17 protein-coding genes and 1 tRNA gene are annotated in these 15,660 nt (G+C 38.1%); 13 read left to right on the forward strand and 5 right to left on the reverse strand.

Features of this window, described 5'->3' with window-relative positions; genetic code table 11:
* Nucleotides 1-39 precede the first annotated feature (39 nt).
* The gene (locus AC4HCY_RS10990; RefSeq protein WP_491094275.1) at nucleotides 40-873 is read right to left on the reverse strand and encodes an aminotransferase class IV; all 834 of its coding nucleotides are present in this window, start codon (nucleotides 871-873) and stop codon (nucleotides 40-42) included.
* 188 nt (nucleotides 874-1,061) lie between these two features.
* Here AC4HCY_RS10990 and AC4HCY_RS10995 point away from each other — a divergent pair, with 188 nt between their 5' ends.
* From AC4HCY_RS10995 to AC4HCY_RS11025, 7 genes are all read left to right on the forward strand, one after another.
* The gene (locus AC4HCY_RS10995) at nucleotides 1,062-1,724 is read left to right on the forward strand and encodes an MgtC/SapB family protein (protein WP_491094276.1); all 663 of its coding nucleotides are present in this window, start codon (nucleotides 1,062-1,064) and stop codon (nucleotides 1,722-1,724) included.
* Nucleotides 1,725-1,816: 92 nt separating this feature from the next.
* The gene (nadD, locus tag AC4HCY_RS11000; RefSeq protein WP_323433124.1) at nucleotides 1,817-2,452 is read left to right on the forward strand and encodes a nicotinate-nucleotide adenylyltransferase; all 636 of its coding nucleotides are present in this window, start codon (nucleotides 1,817-1,819) and stop codon (nucleotides 2,450-2,452) included.
* Between the two features lie 16 nt (nucleotides 2,453-2,468).
* Nucleotides 2,469-3,044: a bis(5'-nucleosyl)-tetraphosphatase (symmetrical) YqeK gene (gene yqeK, locus AC4HCY_RS11005; RefSeq protein ID WP_491094277.1), complete on the forward strand. Its 576-nt coding sequence runs from the start codon at nucleotides 2,469-2,471 to the stop codon at nucleotides 3,042-3,044.
* Nucleotides 3,045-3,057: 13 nt separating this feature from the next.
* Nucleotides 3,058-4,011 (forward strand): LCP family protein, encoded by a 954-nt coding sequence (locus tag AC4HCY_RS11010; protein ID WP_323433122.1) that lies wholly within the window; start codon nucleotides 3,058-3,060, stop codon nucleotides 4,009-4,011.
* 65 nt (nucleotides 4,012-4,076) lie between these two features.
* The gene (gene rsfS / locus AC4HCY_RS11015) at nucleotides 4,077-4,427 is read left to right on the forward strand and encodes a ribosome silencing factor (protein WP_323433121.1); all 351 of its coding nucleotides are present in this window, start codon (nucleotides 4,077-4,079) and stop codon (nucleotides 4,425-4,427) included.
* 91 nt (nucleotides 4,428-4,518) lie between these two features.
* A complete protein-coding gene (locus AC4HCY_RS11020) occupies nucleotides 4,519-5,172 on the forward strand; it encodes a helix-turn-helix transcriptional regulator (protein ID WP_323433120.1) in 654 nt (217 codons plus the stop codon).
* Between the two features lie 19 nt (nucleotides 5,173-5,191).
* Entirely contained in the window at nucleotides 5,192-5,575 is a 384-nt protein-coding gene (locus tag AC4HCY_RS11025) for a RidA family protein (RefSeq protein WP_323433119.1), read from the forward strand.
* Between the two features lie 20 nt (nucleotides 5,576-5,595).
* Here AC4HCY_RS11025 and AC4HCY_RS11030 read toward each other — a convergent pair whose 3' ends face one another.
* Complete coding sequence (locus tag AC4HCY_RS11030) at nucleotides 5,596-6,870, reverse strand: D-alanyl-D-alanine carboxypeptidase family protein (RefSeq protein WP_491094278.1); 1,275 nt, start codon at nucleotides 6,868-6,870, stop codon at nucleotides 5,596-5,598.
* 147 nt (nucleotides 6,871-7,017) lie between these two features.
* Between AC4HCY_RS11030 and AC4HCY_RS11035 the strand changes: the two genes are divergently transcribed.
* The 5 genes from AC4HCY_RS11035 to AC4HCY_RS11055 all read left to right on the forward strand — a co-directional run bounded on the left by AC4HCY_RS11035 (nucleotide 7,018) and on the right by AC4HCY_RS11055 (nucleotide 12,768).
* Entirely contained in the window at nucleotides 7,018-7,629 is a 612-nt protein-coding gene (locus AC4HCY_RS11035) for a helix-hairpin-helix domain-containing protein (protein ID WP_491094279.1), read from the forward strand.
* Between the two features lie 191 nt (nucleotides 7,630-7,820).
* Nucleotides 7,821-8,864 carry a selenide, water dikinase SelD gene (gene selD, locus AC4HCY_RS11040; protein WP_323433116.1) on the forward strand — a complete coding sequence of 348 codons (1,044 nt, stop codon included), beginning with the start codon at nucleotides 7,821-7,823 and terminating at the stop codon, nucleotides 8,862-8,864.
* A gap of 278 nt (nucleotides 8,865-9,142) precedes the next feature.
* Nucleotides 9,143-10,546 carry an L-seryl-tRNA(Sec) selenium transferase gene (gene selA, locus AC4HCY_RS11045; protein ID WP_333783349.1) on the forward strand — a complete coding sequence of 468 codons (1,404 nt, stop codon included), beginning with the start codon at nucleotides 9,143-9,145 and terminating at the stop codon, nucleotides 10,544-10,546.
* A gap of 24 nt (nucleotides 10,547-10,570) precedes the next feature.
* Nucleotides 10,571-12,493, forward strand: coding sequence for a selenocysteine-specific translation elongation factor (gene selB, locus AC4HCY_RS11050; RefSeq protein WP_323433114.1), 1,923 nt, complete (start codon nucleotides 10,571-10,573; stop codon nucleotides 12,491-12,493).
* A 14-nt stretch (nucleotides 12,494-12,507) separates the two neighbouring features.
* Nucleotides 12,508-12,768 (forward strand): cysteine-rich small domain-containing protein, encoded by a 261-nt coding sequence (locus AC4HCY_RS11055; RefSeq protein ID WP_323433113.1) that lies wholly within the window; start codon nucleotides 12,508-12,510, stop codon nucleotides 12,766-12,768.
* Between the two features lie 28 nt (nucleotides 12,769-12,796).
* Here AC4HCY_RS11055 and AC4HCY_RS11060 read toward each other — a convergent pair.
* Nucleotides 12,797-12,893 (reverse strand) — tRNA-Sec (locus tag AC4HCY_RS11060).
* A gap of 100 nt (nucleotides 12,894-12,993) precedes the next feature.
* On the reverse strand, nucleotides 12,994-13,920 hold the full coding sequence (locus tag AC4HCY_RS11065; RefSeq protein ID WP_323433112.1) for an AEC family transporter: 927 nt from the start codon (nucleotides 13,918-13,920) through the stop codon (nucleotides 12,994-12,996).
* A gap of 182 nt (nucleotides 13,921-14,102) precedes the next feature.
* Here AC4HCY_RS11065 and AC4HCY_RS11070 point away from each other — a divergent pair, with 182 nt between their 5' ends.
* The gene (locus tag AC4HCY_RS11070; RefSeq protein ID WP_491094280.1) at nucleotides 14,103-14,432 is read left to right on the forward strand and encodes a hypothetical protein; all 330 of its coding nucleotides are present in this window, start codon (nucleotides 14,103-14,105) and stop codon (nucleotides 14,430-14,432) included.
* Nucleotides 14,433-14,451: 19 nt separating this feature from the next.
* Here the strand turns inward: AC4HCY_RS11070 and AC4HCY_RS11075 are convergent, their stop codons facing one another.
* The gene (locus AC4HCY_RS11075; protein ID WP_323433110.1) at nucleotides 14,452-15,654 is read right to left on the reverse strand and encodes an NAD(P)/FAD-dependent oxidoreductase; all 1,203 of its coding nucleotides are present in this window, start codon (nucleotides 15,652-15,654) and stop codon (nucleotides 14,452-14,454) included.
* Nucleotides 15,655-15,660: the final 6 nt, after the last annotated feature.

Consider the following 15,660-nt stretch of genomic DNA (forward strand, 5'->3'; position numbering starts at 1 on the left):
TGCAGTTCCTCGCTTTATTATATTTTAAAAAAGAAAGATTTAATTTTTATGCCTCTTGATATAATCTTCAATAAGCGAATCATAGGCCTTCATAATCGATAATATAGTTTCGTTTTTAGAAGACTCATAGTTAAACTCATCCACATTCGAAATCGGAAGCACCTTTGGTGAAGTTCCGGTTATGAAAAGACCATCACATTTTTCTAAAAAAGATTTATGTATAGATGCTTCAATGATCTCTATGCCCAAGCTTCTGGCCAGTTCAATTACACGGGTTCTGGTGACCCCAAGAAGCACCTCTTGTTTAGGTGAAGTATAAAGTGAATTGTTTTTTACAAAAAACACATTGGATTTGCTGCCCTCAGTTATTTCACCTGCTTCATTTACCAAAAGCGCTTCATAAGCACTGCTCTCTGATAGGGCCTTATTAACTCTTTCTCTTAATCCGGAGTTTTGGACTTTTGCATTCGGGTTTTCCCTAAGAGCATTGAACAATATGGCTTTGATTCCCTTCTCATAAAGCTCAGGCTGGGGATAATTGCTCTGAATAAAGAATATAGAGTAATCAATGTAGCTTTTGTCACCTTTGTAAACAAGAATTTTTAAATTTTTAGCAGGTTTATTATTAACCTCTATAAGCTTTTTAATATTTGAAGCAATACTGCCGGATAATGGTCTTATATCCATACTGATCATTTCTGAGGACTTCACCAATCTATCCATATGCTCCTCTAAAAACAGAGGAACTCCATCAATGACTCTTATTACTTCATATACTATGTTTGCTGCGAAATCATTGCAGGGCTTATATGATTCTCGATCTATCATGCTTCCATTACATATCAGGTATTTTTCAATGATTTCATTTTTCAAGCTATCATCTCCTATATTATTTTCATCATAGGTATTATACCACAATTTAAGCTATTTTTTCGAATTGCATTATTTCGCTGCATTCTTTATGGGGTTAGGCTTATGAAGCACTTGTCTTTTATTTATTGCTTTTAAACTTGCTAAATTTTGCATATAATCTAATATATACTATAACAGGAGGGATGTTTATGCCCGATTTATTTGAGGTGCTTTTGCGGCTGGGAATAGCAGCAATTCTGGCAGGACTTGTGGGGCTGGAAAGGGAGACCTCAAACCGTCCTGCCGGCTTGCGAACTCATATACTTGTGAGTGTGGCTTCCTCACTTGTCATCATAGGAAATCTATATGCCTTTGACTTGTTTAAAAATCAAACCAGCATGGATCCGATGAGGTTGGGAGCGCAAGTGATAAGCGGCATAGGTTTTTTAGGAGCGGGTACGATCATTAAGGAAGGCCCTACTATAAGAGGCTTGACTACAGCTGCCAGTCTTTGGTCTGTCGCGTGTATAGGTTTGGTTTGCGGAATAGGCTTTTATATGGGAGCGATCTTTGCCACGGGATTTGTACTGCTGTCTCTGATTGTGTTAAATAAGCTGGAAATTATGATAAATAAGAAGAATGCGTATCTCAATTTAAGCGTAAAGTCTATAGACAGACCAGGTCAAATCGGCAGGATTGGTATTGAGCTTGGAAGACTTAATGTTGCGATAAAAAATATATCAATAGAGAATATTGATGATTTTAATGTGATAATAAAGCTTACATTAAAAAGCCTGAAGGACATCAAAGCTGAGAATATAATTGAAGCAATAGGCGATATTGAGGGCATAAGCCTTATTGAACTGAATTAAAACTTCTTCCACTGTATAAAAGAATGGTGTATAATATCTACAACTGCACATTGAATTGCGCAGTATAATAACTATATGAGGTACAAAAGAAGATGAGAATAGATTCAAAGAATGGTATTTACAAGAGATTTGCGGTTATGGGAGGAACTTTTGATCCGATACATTATGGACATTTAGTTACTGCAGAGGCAGTTAGAGATAAGTTCAAACTGGACAAGGTTCTTTTTATGCCTACAAAGAACCCCCCTCACAAGATGCACAGGCCTGCCTCTGATGTAAATCACAGATATCTTATGACAGTGCTGGCGACAATTACAAATCCTTACTTTGAAGTATCAAGGCTGGAAATAGAGAGAAGCGGTATGACTTATACTGTGGATACCATAAGAGCGCTTCGCAGTATTCATGGTGATGATGCTGAGATATATTTTATTACGGGTGCGGATGCAATATTGGAAATACTCACCTGGCATAATGTTGAGGAGCTTTTGGGGATCTGCAGATTTGTAGCAGCTACAAGGCCCGGTTTTTATAGAAAAGATATGGAACAAAAACTTATGGAAATTAAGTCTAAGTATGATAAGGAAATATTCAGCATTGAAGTTCCTTCTTTGGCTATTTCGTCTACGGATATCAGAGACAGGATATTAAATAATAAAACCATAAGATATCTTCTTCCTGAAGCTGTTGAGCATTATATCAGAAAAAGCCGGCTATATTCGAAATAATGGAGAATGAAATAATATGTTAGATTTATCCGATATATATCTATATCTGGAAGAGCGTTTATCCCATAAGAGATATACTCATTCAAAAAATGTAGCAGATTTAGCTGAAGCTCTTGCCGGACATTACGGCTGTGATCAGCGCAAAGCCAGACTGGCCGGATTGATACATGATTGCAGCAAGGAAGAAAAATATGATGATTTGGTTTATTATGCGAGAAAATCCGGATTCCCTGTAGATCAGGAAAGCTACAGGATACCTGAGGTATTGCATGGGCCTGCTTCGGTTTATGTAAGCAAAACAGTATTTGGTATAACAGATGAAGAAATTTTGTCTGCTGTAAGATATCATGTGACAGGCAGAGAAAGCATGACACTAATGGAAAAGATTATTTTTATTGCTGATTACATTGAACCCTCAAGAAAGTTTAAAGGGATAGAAGAAATAAGGGCTTTGGCTTATAATGATTTGGATGGCGCCGTGCTATATGCTCTTGATTTAACAATCTTGTATGTTATAGAGAAAAAAGGATTGCTTCATCATGATACGGTTAGTGCAAGGAACTTTCTGATAGGTAGTGCCACACAAATATGAATGGAGTGTTATCATGAAGAAATATATAATAATTTTTATCGCATCATTTTTAGTTTTTGCTATTGTTATTGGAGGGGCAACATATTATTATCTAGGAAGATTTAAAGCCAGCAATTCGGATTTTGCTCAGATAGTGGAAGAAAATCCGGACCTTCAACCTCCCAGCGCCAAGGATGATCCTATCATAAACTTTCTTATAATGGGAATAGATGATGCAAGATCGGATTTTATGATGGTGCTGAGATTTAATAAGGAAAACAACAAAGCTGCTGTTATATCTGTCCCAAGAGATACAAGGGTCAATATAGGCAATTATGGTTATAATAAGATTAATTCGGCTGTGGCAAGAAAAGAAGGAGCGCCTTTGGCTATGGATACTGTAGGAGATCTTTTAGATATTCCTATACATTATTATATAGAGATGGACTTCAAAGGCGCCGAAAAAATAATAGATATTATGGGCGGTGTCAGGATAAAGGTCCCTGAAAACATGAAATATGATGACCCCACCCAAAATCTTCATATAGATATAAAGGCCGGAGAGCAGGTTTTAAATGGCAGGAACTCAGTTCATTTTGTCAGATACCGTGCCACTTATTCTAATGGAGATCTGGGAAGGATACCAAATCAGCAGGAATTTGCAAAAGCATTGATCAAGCATATGACCAGCCCTAAAATATTGCCCAAGGCTTTTTCCATACTGGATACGGCCAGCAAGTATATCAAAACCAATATGGAGCAAACTGAAATGGCATCCTATGCGCTAAGATTAAAGGATATTGATCCGGAAAACATAAAGATGTATACTTTACCGGGAGATGGAACTTATATAAACAAGGTTTCTTATTTTGTCTACGATGAGGAGAAGCTCAAAGAGATGACTGAAGAGATAAATGATGAAATAGGGCTTCAAAAGAGTGCGGAAGAAAAAGTTAAAGATGAAGAAAATGATGATATTGCGGGTTAGATACAGCATCAGCCAAGAAAATCAGCCAGAAGAACGAGTTAATTTAAAATGCAGGAGGGATATTATTGGAGAATAGTTCTAGAGCTAAAGTCGATGAGGTTATCCAGATATTGCAGGATAAAAAGGCAAAGGATATAAAAGTTCTTGATATACATGAATTATCTGCTTTAAGCGATTATTTTGTTATAGCTACCGGCACTTCTACTACCCATGTTCAAGCTCTTTGCGATAATGTTGAAGAAAAGATGGGGGAAGCCGGTTATACAATGCATCATAAAGAAGGCTTCAGAAGCGGCAGGTGGATTCTATTGGATTATTATGATGTGGTTATTCATATTTTCTATGAAGAGGAAAGAAAGTTCTACAATCTAGAGAGGCTTTGGGTAGATGCAAAAACAATAGAAGTAGAGGAATAGCTTATTGTATAAAACCTTACTTCCTTTATGGATGTGGGTTTTTGTTTGTGATACAATAGACAATATACATGTAATATGAGGAGGGTAGTCCTTGAAAAATAATATACATCCTATATTAAAAGCATTGGTACCTATTGTTGAAGGTTTAGCACAAACCTTCGGTAAAAACTGTGAAGTTGTGCTTCATGATATAAGCAACCCTCAAAATTCTATAGTTGCCATAGCAAACGGTCACGTTTCCGGCAGGACTGTAGGCGGGCCTATGAGCGAATATGGTTTGGCAACCTTGAAAAAGGCTCAGTTTGACAAGCATAAGATAAATTATATGAAAAAGACTTCTGATGGCAGGGTTTTAAAGTCTTCTCTCATGTATATAAAGGATGAGAAAGGAGAAGTCATAGGTTTCTTATGCACTAATTTTGATATATCTGAAATTACTGTTGTAAAGAATATTTTGAGTGATATGATTGATATTGATACCCCTGGCACTCCCGGTGAAAGTCAGGAAGAGAGCTTTGGAAGCACTATAAATGAGGTCCTCAGCAATATCGTCAATAAGACATTGGAGTCCTTTGGCAAGCCGGTAGCATTTATGTCAAAGGAGGACAAGGTAAATATAGTAGAAACCTTGGAGGATAAAGGCGTTTTCCTCATAAAAGGTGCAGTAGATTATGTTGCAAAAGTGCTTTGTGTTTCCAGGTACACAATTTATAATTACTTGGATGAAATAAGAGTAAATGAATAAATTTTAAGGAGGTTTTACTATGGTGAAAGAAGTTATTAGCACAACCAATGCTCCAGGTGCTATAGGACCTTATTCACAAGGTATAAAATTTGGGAATCTTATGTTTGTATCAGGGCAAACGCCTCTAAATCCGGCAACGATGAAAATTGCCGAAGGAGATGTTCAATGCCAGGCAAAACAGTGCCTTGAGAATATAAAAGGAATTCTTGAGTCTGCAGGAACCAATCTCGATAATGTGCTCAAGACCACTGTTTTTATTAAAGATATGAACAGCTTCAGTAAGATTAATGAAATATATGCCCAGTACTTCACAAAGAATCAACCGGCCAGATCCTGCGTAGAAGTTGCAAGACTGCCTATGGATGTTTTGGTTGAAATCGAAGTCATAGCTTACATACCGTAGGAAACAATAAAGAGGCCTGCTTACCAAAGGCGGCCTCTTCTTCTATTCATAAAGAGTACAGGAGCTTCCCTTTTTCTTCTTTTTTTTCTAAGATAACGGCTATATACTACAAAAGTTCTCCACAAAATGTATAATATAAAAAACCACAAAAGCCATTTCAAAAATCTTTTTGCTGATTTTTCAGGCGCTAAAAGTTCTTCCGCAGATAACAGATCTATCTTTTTAACTTCTTTACCATCCAATGAATAGCTGATAAAGCCAAGAACTTGATTCTTCTCTATAGGCTTTTTAATCTTATCAATTACATTTATGCTGCTTTCTATTTTGGGTATTTCCTCATTTGATACAAGAAGATCATAATCCTCCGCAGCCAGCAGATTCACTTTTTCATCAGAGCCCGGCAGCATTATGGTAGTCACAACCTGGTTTTTCGTTAATAAATTCTTGTTTGAATAGCTGCTGAATCCATATTCAAAGAGCTCTTTTGTAGCGGAATAAACGTTTGAAGAATCGCTTATGCCATTTTCAGCCATTACGACAGATATGAGCTCTGTGCCTTCTTTTAAGGCCCCGGCTACCAAATTGTTTTTGGCTTTTACGGTGTAACCTGTTTTAATACCTATTGCATACTCATAGCTATACTTTTTATTGCTTTTCCATATCAACTTATTTGTATTGGTTATGTAATCTCTCACCGGCTGCTTATTTGTTTCCGGTATAGTATATTTAACGGTGTTCACCACTTCCCTGAACTTGGGAAGCATCATTCCATGCTTTGCGATCAAAGCCAGATCTCTGGCTGTAGTAACATGGTTATCATCATGAAGACCATTGGGATTGACAAAATTAGTGTTTTGGGCACCCAGCTCCTTTGCTCGTTCATTCATCAGCTTTGCAAATTCTTCTGCCGAGCCTGATATGTGCTCTGCAATTGCAACCGCAGCATCATTTGCTGATTCGAGCATCATCGCATATAAAAGCTGTTCTAAAGTAAGCTTCTCTTCAGGTATAAGATAGATCTGACTGCTTCCTCTTTCAACCAAAGAAGGATTGGTACCAATAGTGACCATATCATCCAGATTTCCATGTTCTATGCATAGTATTGCAGTCATTATCTTTGTTGTGCTGGCAGGGAATCTCTTTATATCCGCATCCTTTTCATATAAGATTCTGCCTGATTTTGCATCCATAAGAATAGCTGAAGGGGAACTAACATTAGGCTCGGCCCATATGCTGCTAATACTGCAAATAAAAACTATAAACGTTGTTAATAATATGAACTTTTTTTTCATCATTGCCTCCATCTCAAGTATTCAATATTTAGTATATCAAAAAAAGTTGCAGAAAAACATTATTTATATAAAGATTGTAAAAAAAACAGGAATTACTAAAATGTTGTAGAAAATATCTATATTAAAGTTGTACAAGGGGTGCAGGAAATTATGAATTCCAGAAAAGAAAAGCTGTTGTTTTCTATAATAATAATTCTATGTTTTGCTCTCTCAGGTACTATCTATATAAATTCACAAAAACCTTCTGAGATATTTCTTCAGGATGGAGAAAATGAAAAAATAGGAGAAAATGAAAAAGAAAATAATATTCTCCAAGAAGCTTCAGAGATAGGTATTCATATTGCAGGACAGGTTAAGCAGCCGGGCTTTATATGGGTTAAGGATGGAACCAGATTGGGAGAAGCCCTTTCCTATGTGGGAGGCGCACTTGCTGGAGCAGATCTGGATGCAGTGAATTTGTCAAAAAAACTCATGGATGAAGAAAAGGTTTACATACCTAAAATTGGGGAAACAATACAAGGGGCAGTTTCTGAATCAAGCAGCGGCCAAGCCGGCAGCTTGAATGCCGGAAAAATAAATATAAACACTGCAGAGGCATCTGAGCTTGATTCCCTGCCCGGAATAGGGGAAGCCTATGCAAAAAGAATTATTGAATACAGAAAAGCTAATGGTCCCTTTAAAAGCATCGAGGACATAAAGAATGTGACGGGGATTGGAGAGAAAAGATATGAAGCAATCAAGGATTTGATTATGGTAAAATAGATTGAGACATGTGGGGAACGGGGAACACGGATTATCACGGAACCTTCTACGGATTTGCACGGAGGGTATCATTATGTTGATTTATCAAGATATTACAGATGCTTAATTATTTGAGAGCAACAAGATAAATCCGTGTTCTCCGTAATCCCGTGCCCAATAGGAATACCCTATAGAATAAGGATGGTGAAATAATGGACATAGAATATAAAAGACTTACTCAAATGACTGAAAGCTCTGGCTGAGCGGCTAAAATAGGTCCTGAGACCTTGGCGCAAGTTTTGTGCCACCTGCCTAAGTTTTATGATGATAACCTGATTGTGGGTATGGATACTTCAGACGATGCTGCTGTTTATAAAATAAATGATGATTCTGCGATCATATTGACTATGGATTTTTTTACACCCATTGTAGATGATCCCTACAAGTATGGCCAGGTTGCAGCAGCAAATTCATTGAGCGATGTCTATGCAATGGGCGGAAAGCCATTAACGGCTATGAACATCGTATGCTTTCCAAACTGCCTGCCGGTGAATGTCCTGGGGCAGATATTGAAAGGCGGAGCCGATAAAGTGCTGGAAGCTGGTGCAGTGATAGTCGGCGGACATACCGTAGAGGATAATGAGCCCAAATACGGGTTGTCTGTTATGGGAATGGTTCATCCGGACAAGGTAGTGACAAACTCCGGGGCGAAACCCGGAGACATATTGATATTGACAAAGCCTCTGGGTATAGGGGTGCTGAATACCGCAATAAAAGCGGATATGCTGGATGAGGATATTATGAATATCGCTGTAGACACCATGTCCTATTTAAACAAGGATGCCTGTGAGGCAATGCAAGCTGTCGGGGTCAACGGCTGTACAGACATCACCGGGTTTGGTTTGCTGGGCCATGCATTGGAAATGGCTGAGGGCAGCAAAGCAACGATTGAAATATGGTCCGACTATATACCGATTATCAAAGAAAGCATTGAGCTGGCAAGGATGGGAATAATACCCGGAGGTGCTTATAGAAATCAAGCACATATAGGCAGCAAGGTAAATTTCAAAAATGACATCAACCAAGAAATAAAAGATATACTTTATGATCCGCAGACTTCAGGCGGCCTGCTGATCTCCGTCAATGAAGATAAATCAGAAGAACTTTTGAAATTACTGAAAGAGAAAAACAAAACCGACTTCAATATAATAGGAAGAGTTAAAGAAATCTGTGCAAATCCCTTGGAAGTAGTTTAACTCGTTGTTCTAGCTGATAAAAGAGTATTTCACTGAACTAACCCGCCCTAAGAACCCGCCTCTATAGGAGGCTAGTACTAAGGGCGGCTAAGTCCAGCATGGACTCGACTAATAGTCAGTGGAGTTGAAACCCCACTGAATGAAGTCTCGTTCAATGTGAAGAGGCTTAGAGCATGTTAGCCTTGACGCAGCCCTATACAAGCTTACAAAGTCTTAGCCTCGAAGCTTTATACTTGCTATAAACTAGAACAACAGATTAATTTAAATGGAGGATGACTATGCTTGATAAAAAAAATTTGCTCAGCAGTATACCTTCTGTTGATGAACTTTTAAATAATGAAGAAATTAATAAGCTTTTGGATGTATGCCCAAGGGCTGTATTGGTTGATTCCATAAGAGATTGCTTAAAAAAATATAGAGACTATATTTTAAAAAGCCAGGATATTAATGAAGCAGAGCTGAAGCTCAATGATATTATAGCTGCCATAGGCGAGCATGTAAAAAAGAAGATGGATAATCACTTAAAGCGTGTTGTAAATGGTACCGGAGTAGTTCTTCACACCAATCTGGGAAGAGCATGCATCAGTTCTTCGGTAATTGAAAGCTTGCTAGAGATATCATCAAGGTATTCAAATCTGGAAATGGATATTGACATGGGTATAAGAGGCTCAAGATATGCTCATGTAGAGGATATATTATGCCGTATTACAAAAGCCGAAGCAGCAATGGTTGTAAATAATAACGCCGCCGCAGTCATGCTGGTGCTCAGTACAATGGCTAAATCCGGAGAAGTAGTCGTATCGAGAGGTCAGCTTGTAGAGATAGGAGGTTCCTTTAGAATTCCGGATGTTATGGCTCAAAGCGGGGCAAAGCTTATAGAAGTGGGCACTACCAATAAGACACATCTTTGGGATTATGAAATGGCAATAAATGAAAACACAAGAGCCCTGATGAAGGTTCATACCAGCAATTATAGAATATGCGGATTTACCGAGGAGGTGAGCTCGGAAGCTTTGGTAGAATTGGCCCGGGAAAAGAATATTCCGGCTATCGAAGATTTGGGAAGCGGGGTTCTTGTTGACTTGACAAAATATGGTCTTCCATATGAACCCACTGTTCAGGAGGCAGTAGCTTCCGGAATGGATGCAGTTACCTTTAGCGGTGATAAAATGCTTGGAGGACCGCAGGCCGGTATAATTGTAGGCAAAAGGCAGCACATAGAGAGCATGAAAAAGAATCCCCTTACAAGGGCATTGAGGATCGACAAATTAACCCTTGCTGCATTGGAAGGAACTTTAAAGCTTTATCTGGACGAAGAAAAAGCAATAAAAAATATTCCGGTTTTAAAAATGCTTACTGAAAGTAAAAAAGACATTGAAGAAAGAACATTATTATTATATAAAAGGCTTATAAGCTCTGTAGGAGAAAGCTGTTCTGTATCAATTGAAGAAGAGTTTTCTGAAGTGGGAGGCGGCTCTATGCCGATGCATAAAATGCCAACGGCTGCTATATGCTTGGTCTCTCATAAAATTACTGCAAATGAGCTGGAAAAAAGGCTTAGGAGCAACGAAATACCTGTTATAACGCGCATATTTAAGGATAGGGTGCTCATAGATATGAGAACTATTTGGGAAGATGAATTTGCAATAATAGAAGGAGCTTTAAAAAAGGCTCTGTCATAATTCATTAAAAGTGAGGTATATGCTTTGAAACATATAATTATAGGAACTGCAGGACATATAGACCATGGAAAAACAACTCTTATCAGAGCGCTGACGGGAAAAGATACAGATAGATTAAAGGAAGAGAAGGATAGAGGGATTTCTATCGAGCTGGGCTTTACCTACTTTGATCTGCCGAGCGGAAGGAGAGCAGGCATAATTGATGTGCCCGGACATGAGAGATTCATCAAAAACATGCTGGCAGGCATTGGGGGCATTGATCTGGTCATGCTTGTTATAGCTGCAGATGAGGGCGTTATGCCGCAGACAAAGGAGCATCTCAATATACTTTCGCTGTTGAAAATTAAAAACGGCATTATAGTTCTGACTAAAAAGGATATGGTGGATGAGGAATGGCTTGAGATAGTTATTGAACAGGTAAGGGAAGATGTAGCAGGTACATTTTTGGAGAATGCTGCAGTTATACCGGTTTCTTCGGTTACGGGAGAAGGCCTGGATCAGCTTGCAGCTCAAATCGACTTATTAACAGAGAACATAAAAGCCAAGGATATAGATAAGCCTTTCAGGCTTCCTGTAGATAGGGTTTTTAGCATTGCAGGCTTTGGAACAATTATTACAGGTACGTTGATTTCAGGAACTATAAAAGAAGGGGATAAGGTGATGATATATCCTCGAAAAATTGAAGCCAGGGTCCGTACTATACAAGTACATGATATAAGCGTAAACAAAGCCGAAGCAGGGCAAAGGGTGGCTATGAACTTAGCCGGCATTAAGCTCGGGGAAGTCGTCAGAGGAGACGTCATTTCAGCTATAAATACAATGGAACCCACCTTTATGTTTGATGCAAGGCTGGAGCTTCTAAAAGACGCTGAAAGAAGCATAAGCAATAGGGATAGGTTGAGGATATATCACGGCTCTGCAGAAGTATTGGGAAGAGTCGTGCTCCTGGATAGAGAAGAACTGGAGCCGGGAGAAAATGCATTTGTGCAAATAAGGCTTGAAGAGCAGATTGCCTGCTTGAAGGATGACAGATTTGTCATAAGATTTTACTCTCCTATGATAACTATCGGAGGAGGCATAATACTGGAACCGAATCCACCTAAGAGGAAAAGATTTAGAGAGGATGTGATTGAAGAACTTACAATTAAAGAGAAGGGGGATATTGAGGACTTAATAAACCAGCAGGTATTAAGGATGAGCGAATATTATCCTGATATGGCTTCAATAGCGAAGGCGGCCGGCAATATAACTCCGGAACATTGCGATAAGATATTGGAAAAACTGAGCTCAGAAAATGTTATTAAAGCCTTTAAAACAAATGAAGGTACTTTTTACGTTCATATTCAGTTCCTGGAAGACCTGGAAGGAAAGGCAAGGATATTGCTTGATGATTTTCACAAGAAGCATCCTTTGAGGAACGGCATGTCCAAAGAGGAGCTTAAGACAAAGATAATGCCAAATTCTAAACAGAAGATTTCTGATGAGATTTTTGATCATCTATGCTCAGAAAATATCATAAGGATAAATGGGCAAATTGTATCGCTTTGGGACTTCAAAATAAAATTTACAGATGATCAGGAAAAGATAAAAAAGCTTATTATAGATTTATTTGAAAAAAATAAATACAATCCTCCCAGATATGCGGAGCTGGCTGAGATGCTGAAGCTGCAGGAAAAATCTTTGTCGCCGGTATTTAATGCGCTGGTCGGAAGCGGTGATCTGGTAAAGGTGGATCAGGATACTGCCTTTTCAAAAGCTGCAATAGAAGCTGCAACAAGCCTGGCAGTGAATTATATCAAAGAAAATAAATCAATACAGCTTGGAGAATTCAGAGATCTGCTGGGAACCAGCAGGAAATATGCAATGGCAATATTGGATTATTTTGATCAAATTAAAATTACAAAGAGAGTAGAAGATAAGAGAATATTATATAACAGCAAAATATGAAAGAAGGGGTCATTATGGGAGAGCAATATAAGCATTTTTCCCATGAAAAGTGCGAATTCTATCCATGTCACAAAATTGAACAAGGCAAGAAGATGAACTGCTTGTTCTGCTATTGTCCATTATATGCATTGAAAGAAGACTGCGGAGGCAATTTCAAATATGCTGAAGGAGGTATCAAGGATTGCAGCAGCTGCTTTATACCTCACAGCGAAAAGGGATATGATCATATAATGCAAAGGATATCAGGACTTATGGAAATCGCAAAAAAAAGATAAAAAATACGGCTCTTGCCGTTTTTTCTTTTGGCGGGAGTATGTGGGAATCGAACCCACCCAGGAAGCTACCAACCCCCCACGCTGGTTTTGAAGACCAGAGGGCACACCAGCACCCATCTACCCCCATGATTAAAATCCTTTTTACATAATAACACAGGATGCATTGAAAAAACAATGGATAAATTAATTATTAGCAAAATAAATAAATATAATTCATAAAATTTCTTATTTTAAGATAAAATTGGTAAGAACAAATATTACTAGCGGCAAAGACAATAAAAATAATAAAGTGGTAACAAATACGGCTACAGATGTAAAGGCAGCTTCTGCATCAAACTGCTTGGCAAGTATTGCATTGGTTGAAGCTGAAGGCATAGCAGCCATCAAAACGCATATGGATATTACAGTATGGTTAACCCCCAGTGCGTTTAGTGCAATAGCGACGGTAAATGGTATAAGCAGCAGCTTAAAGACTGCTATAGTTATTACACGCCAATCAAAAAAGCTTTTTATTGAATCTAAATCTGCTATAAAAGAGCCGATTAAAATCATAGAGATGGGGGTCGTCATTTTCCCTGTCAAGTCTAAAGCATTTTGTATAATAAACGGCAATTTTATATGGAGAAGAAATATAGTTATTGTAAGCACTGCCGATATAGTTCCGATATTGAAAAGCCTTTTTATATCAATTCTGCCTTTTTTGCTGATCACCAATATGGCATAGGTCCACTGGAATATATTAAACAGAAGATTTGCCACAGTAGCATACAGTAATCCTGCGGGACCAAAAAAAGCATTTGCTATGGGAAAACCCATAAAGCCCACGTTGGCAAAGGTCAGCAGGTTAATATAAGCTCCTGAAAGAGGAAATTTGAATTTCAGAAGCTTTGCGGTTATGTTTGCAAATACTATAACAGCAAAATATTGTATAAGTGTGACATAAAATACCTGCATCATGTTGGGCAGAGTATTAGAATCATAGCTTATATTAGCTGAAGATAACATTAAGGCCGGCAAAGCTATGTATAATAAAATATTGGACATAGACTTTTCCGAAGCTTTATCTATTAACTTTACTTTTTTGGCAATCAACCCAATGAACATTATAATAAAAAGAGTTGATATCTGATTAACTGCAACTTGAAGATTCATATTTCACCCCGATAATATAAATAATGTGAATAACAATAAATAATATAACATAGATTTTGATAAAGAGTCAATCAAAAACAGTCGCTGGCCTTTGGCTTCTGGTCGGTCTTAGGGTATTCCTTACAGGTCTTTTTTAGGGTTCGGCACTGAGGGATAAATAGCATAAATATTGGGGTGGGTGTATGGAGGAAAGAGCGGAGCTATATGCAAATAATAATGACCAGCTATTGAGAGATATTAGGCTATTAATAGATATCTTGACCCCCCTTGTAAGTTCGTATAGACTTCTGGTAGGGGGCGCAGATGAGTTTAATAGGATAACTCTGGCACATAAAAGCGATTTGGAGGATGCAATTAAAAGAGCTGATGATATGGGGGATATAATAGATGTCATTGATGAGAAATTAAAGGCTCTTATCAAAAATCTAATTAAAGGTATGGATTGCTATGATGAAAATATAATAAATATTCAATCGAGTGTGATAAAAAAAGAGGACAACGATATTAATTAACTCGTTGTGCAAGCTTTTATCAGCTTGCACAACAGATTGACTTGATCAATTCTTCGATGCTGAATTTATCCAATGAAAGCCGTACCTTATTTTCTACTGCTTTTTTCACTTTTGACGGCAGGGCAGCATCACCGAATACTATAGCTCCTATGATCATGTTATCCTTCACAAAAAACTTCATATATTTGCGATCATCTTTATTAAACTCTTCCAGTATGGTGCAGCCTTCAGCAAAAATATTTCCTATGGTAAACAAAGCAATCCCATGAATTTTTAATTGCGTAAAAGGCTTCATATCTTCATACTTCAATTGCTTTCCTGCCGCATTACACCCTGCAACTTTACCCTGGGACATGGCTATAGGCCATATGCAATAGTTGTTTCCAACGAATTCTGCTGCGTCACCCGCTGCATATATGTTTTCTACATTTGTTTCCATAAGCTCATTGACGGTTATAGCCCTGCCAATATCCAAGCCTGCATCCTTAAAGGGGCCGATGCTTGCTCTTACCCCCGTAGACAGAATCACAAAATCAGTTTCTATAATTTTTCCATCCGTCAATTTTACGCCTTCTACAACAGTTCCACCTATAAACTCTTCTGTTTGAGAATTTAGATAAATATTCATGCCTTTATTGCTAAGCGCTTCAAAAAGCAAGGAAGATGCGACAGTGTCAGTTTGCCTGGGCAGCAGCCTGTCATTGTGTTCTATGATGTTGACCTTGCATCCGAGCTGACTTATAGACCAGGCCATTTCCAGGCCAAGCAATCCTCCGCCGATTACAGTGCAGGTTTTTGATTTTAGGGATAGCCGTCTGGCATTATCTGCATCTTCTATGGAGCGTATTGAAATTACATTGGCCAATTCGACACCTTTGATAGGTGGAGAAAAAGGCCGGGCTCCTGAAGCTATTATAAGTGCATCATAAAGGAAGCTTCCTTTATCAGTGATGATTTCTTTAGCATCTGCGTTAAGTTTTATAACTTCAATATTTTTAATCAAATTGATATTGTTTTTGCTGTACCATTCATCATTATAAGGCATCATTTCCTTTAAGCTTGTTTCTCCGGATATATAATGGGGTATTCTTGTGCGTATGTAAGTATTATAATTTTCTCGTTCAAATATGGTTATATCACAATCAATATCAGCCTCTCTTGCGGATTTTGCAGCACTGAGGCCCGCAATGCCTCCTCCGATTATCAGCAGTTTTTTATTCATACCTCA

The organism is Lutispora sp. QWL-02, from assembly GCF_058315355.1.

Bases quoted from the DNA above. Each gene is read 5' to 3' on its own strand.
- nadD (WP_323433124.1), top strand. From the start codon at position 1,817: ATGAGAATAGATTCAAAGAATGGTATTTACAAGAGATTTGCGGTTATG.
- AC4HCY_RS10995 (WP_491094276.1), top strand. From the start codon at position 1,062: ATGCCCGATTTATTTGAGGTGCTTTTGCGGCTGGGAATAGCAGCAATT.
- AC4HCY_RS11075 (WP_323433110.1), bottom strand. From the start codon at position 15,654: ATGAATAAAAAACTGCTGATAATCGGAGGAGGCATTGCGGGCCTCAGT.
- AC4HCY_RS11030 (WP_491094278.1), bottom strand. From the start codon at position 6,870: ATGATGAAAAAAAAGTTCATATTATTAACAACGTTTATAGTTTTTATT.
- AC4HCY_RS11010 (WP_323433122.1), top strand. From the start codon at position 3,058: ATGAAGAAATATATAATAATTTTTATCGCATCATTTTTAGTTTTTGCT.
- AC4HCY_RS11070 (WP_491094280.1), top strand. From the start codon at position 14,103: ATGGAGGAAAGAGCGGAGCTATATGCAAATAATAATGACCAGCTATTG.
- AC4HCY_RS11035 (WP_491094279.1), top strand. From the start codon at position 7,018: ATGAATTCCAGAAAAGAAAAGCTGTTGTTTTCTATAATAATAATTCTA.
- AC4HCY_RS11025 (WP_323433119.1), top strand. From the start codon at position 5,192: ATGGTGAAAGAAGTTATTAGCACAACCAATGCTCCAGGTGCTATAGGA.
- AC4HCY_RS11055 (WP_323433113.1), top strand. From the start codon at position 12,508: ATGGGAGAGCAATATAAGCATTTTTCCCATGAAAAGTGCGAATTCTAT.
- selA (WP_333783349.1), top strand. From the start codon at position 9,143: ATGCTTGATAAAAAAAATTTGCTCAGCAGTATACCTTCTGTTGATGAA.
- AC4HCY_RS11065 (WP_323433112.1), bottom strand. From the start codon at position 13,920: ATGAATCTTCAAGTTGCAGTTAATCAGATATCAACTCTTTTTATTATA.
- yqeK (WP_491094277.1), top strand. From the start codon at position 2,469: ATGTTAGATTTATCCGATATATATCTATATCTGGAAGAGCGTTTATCC.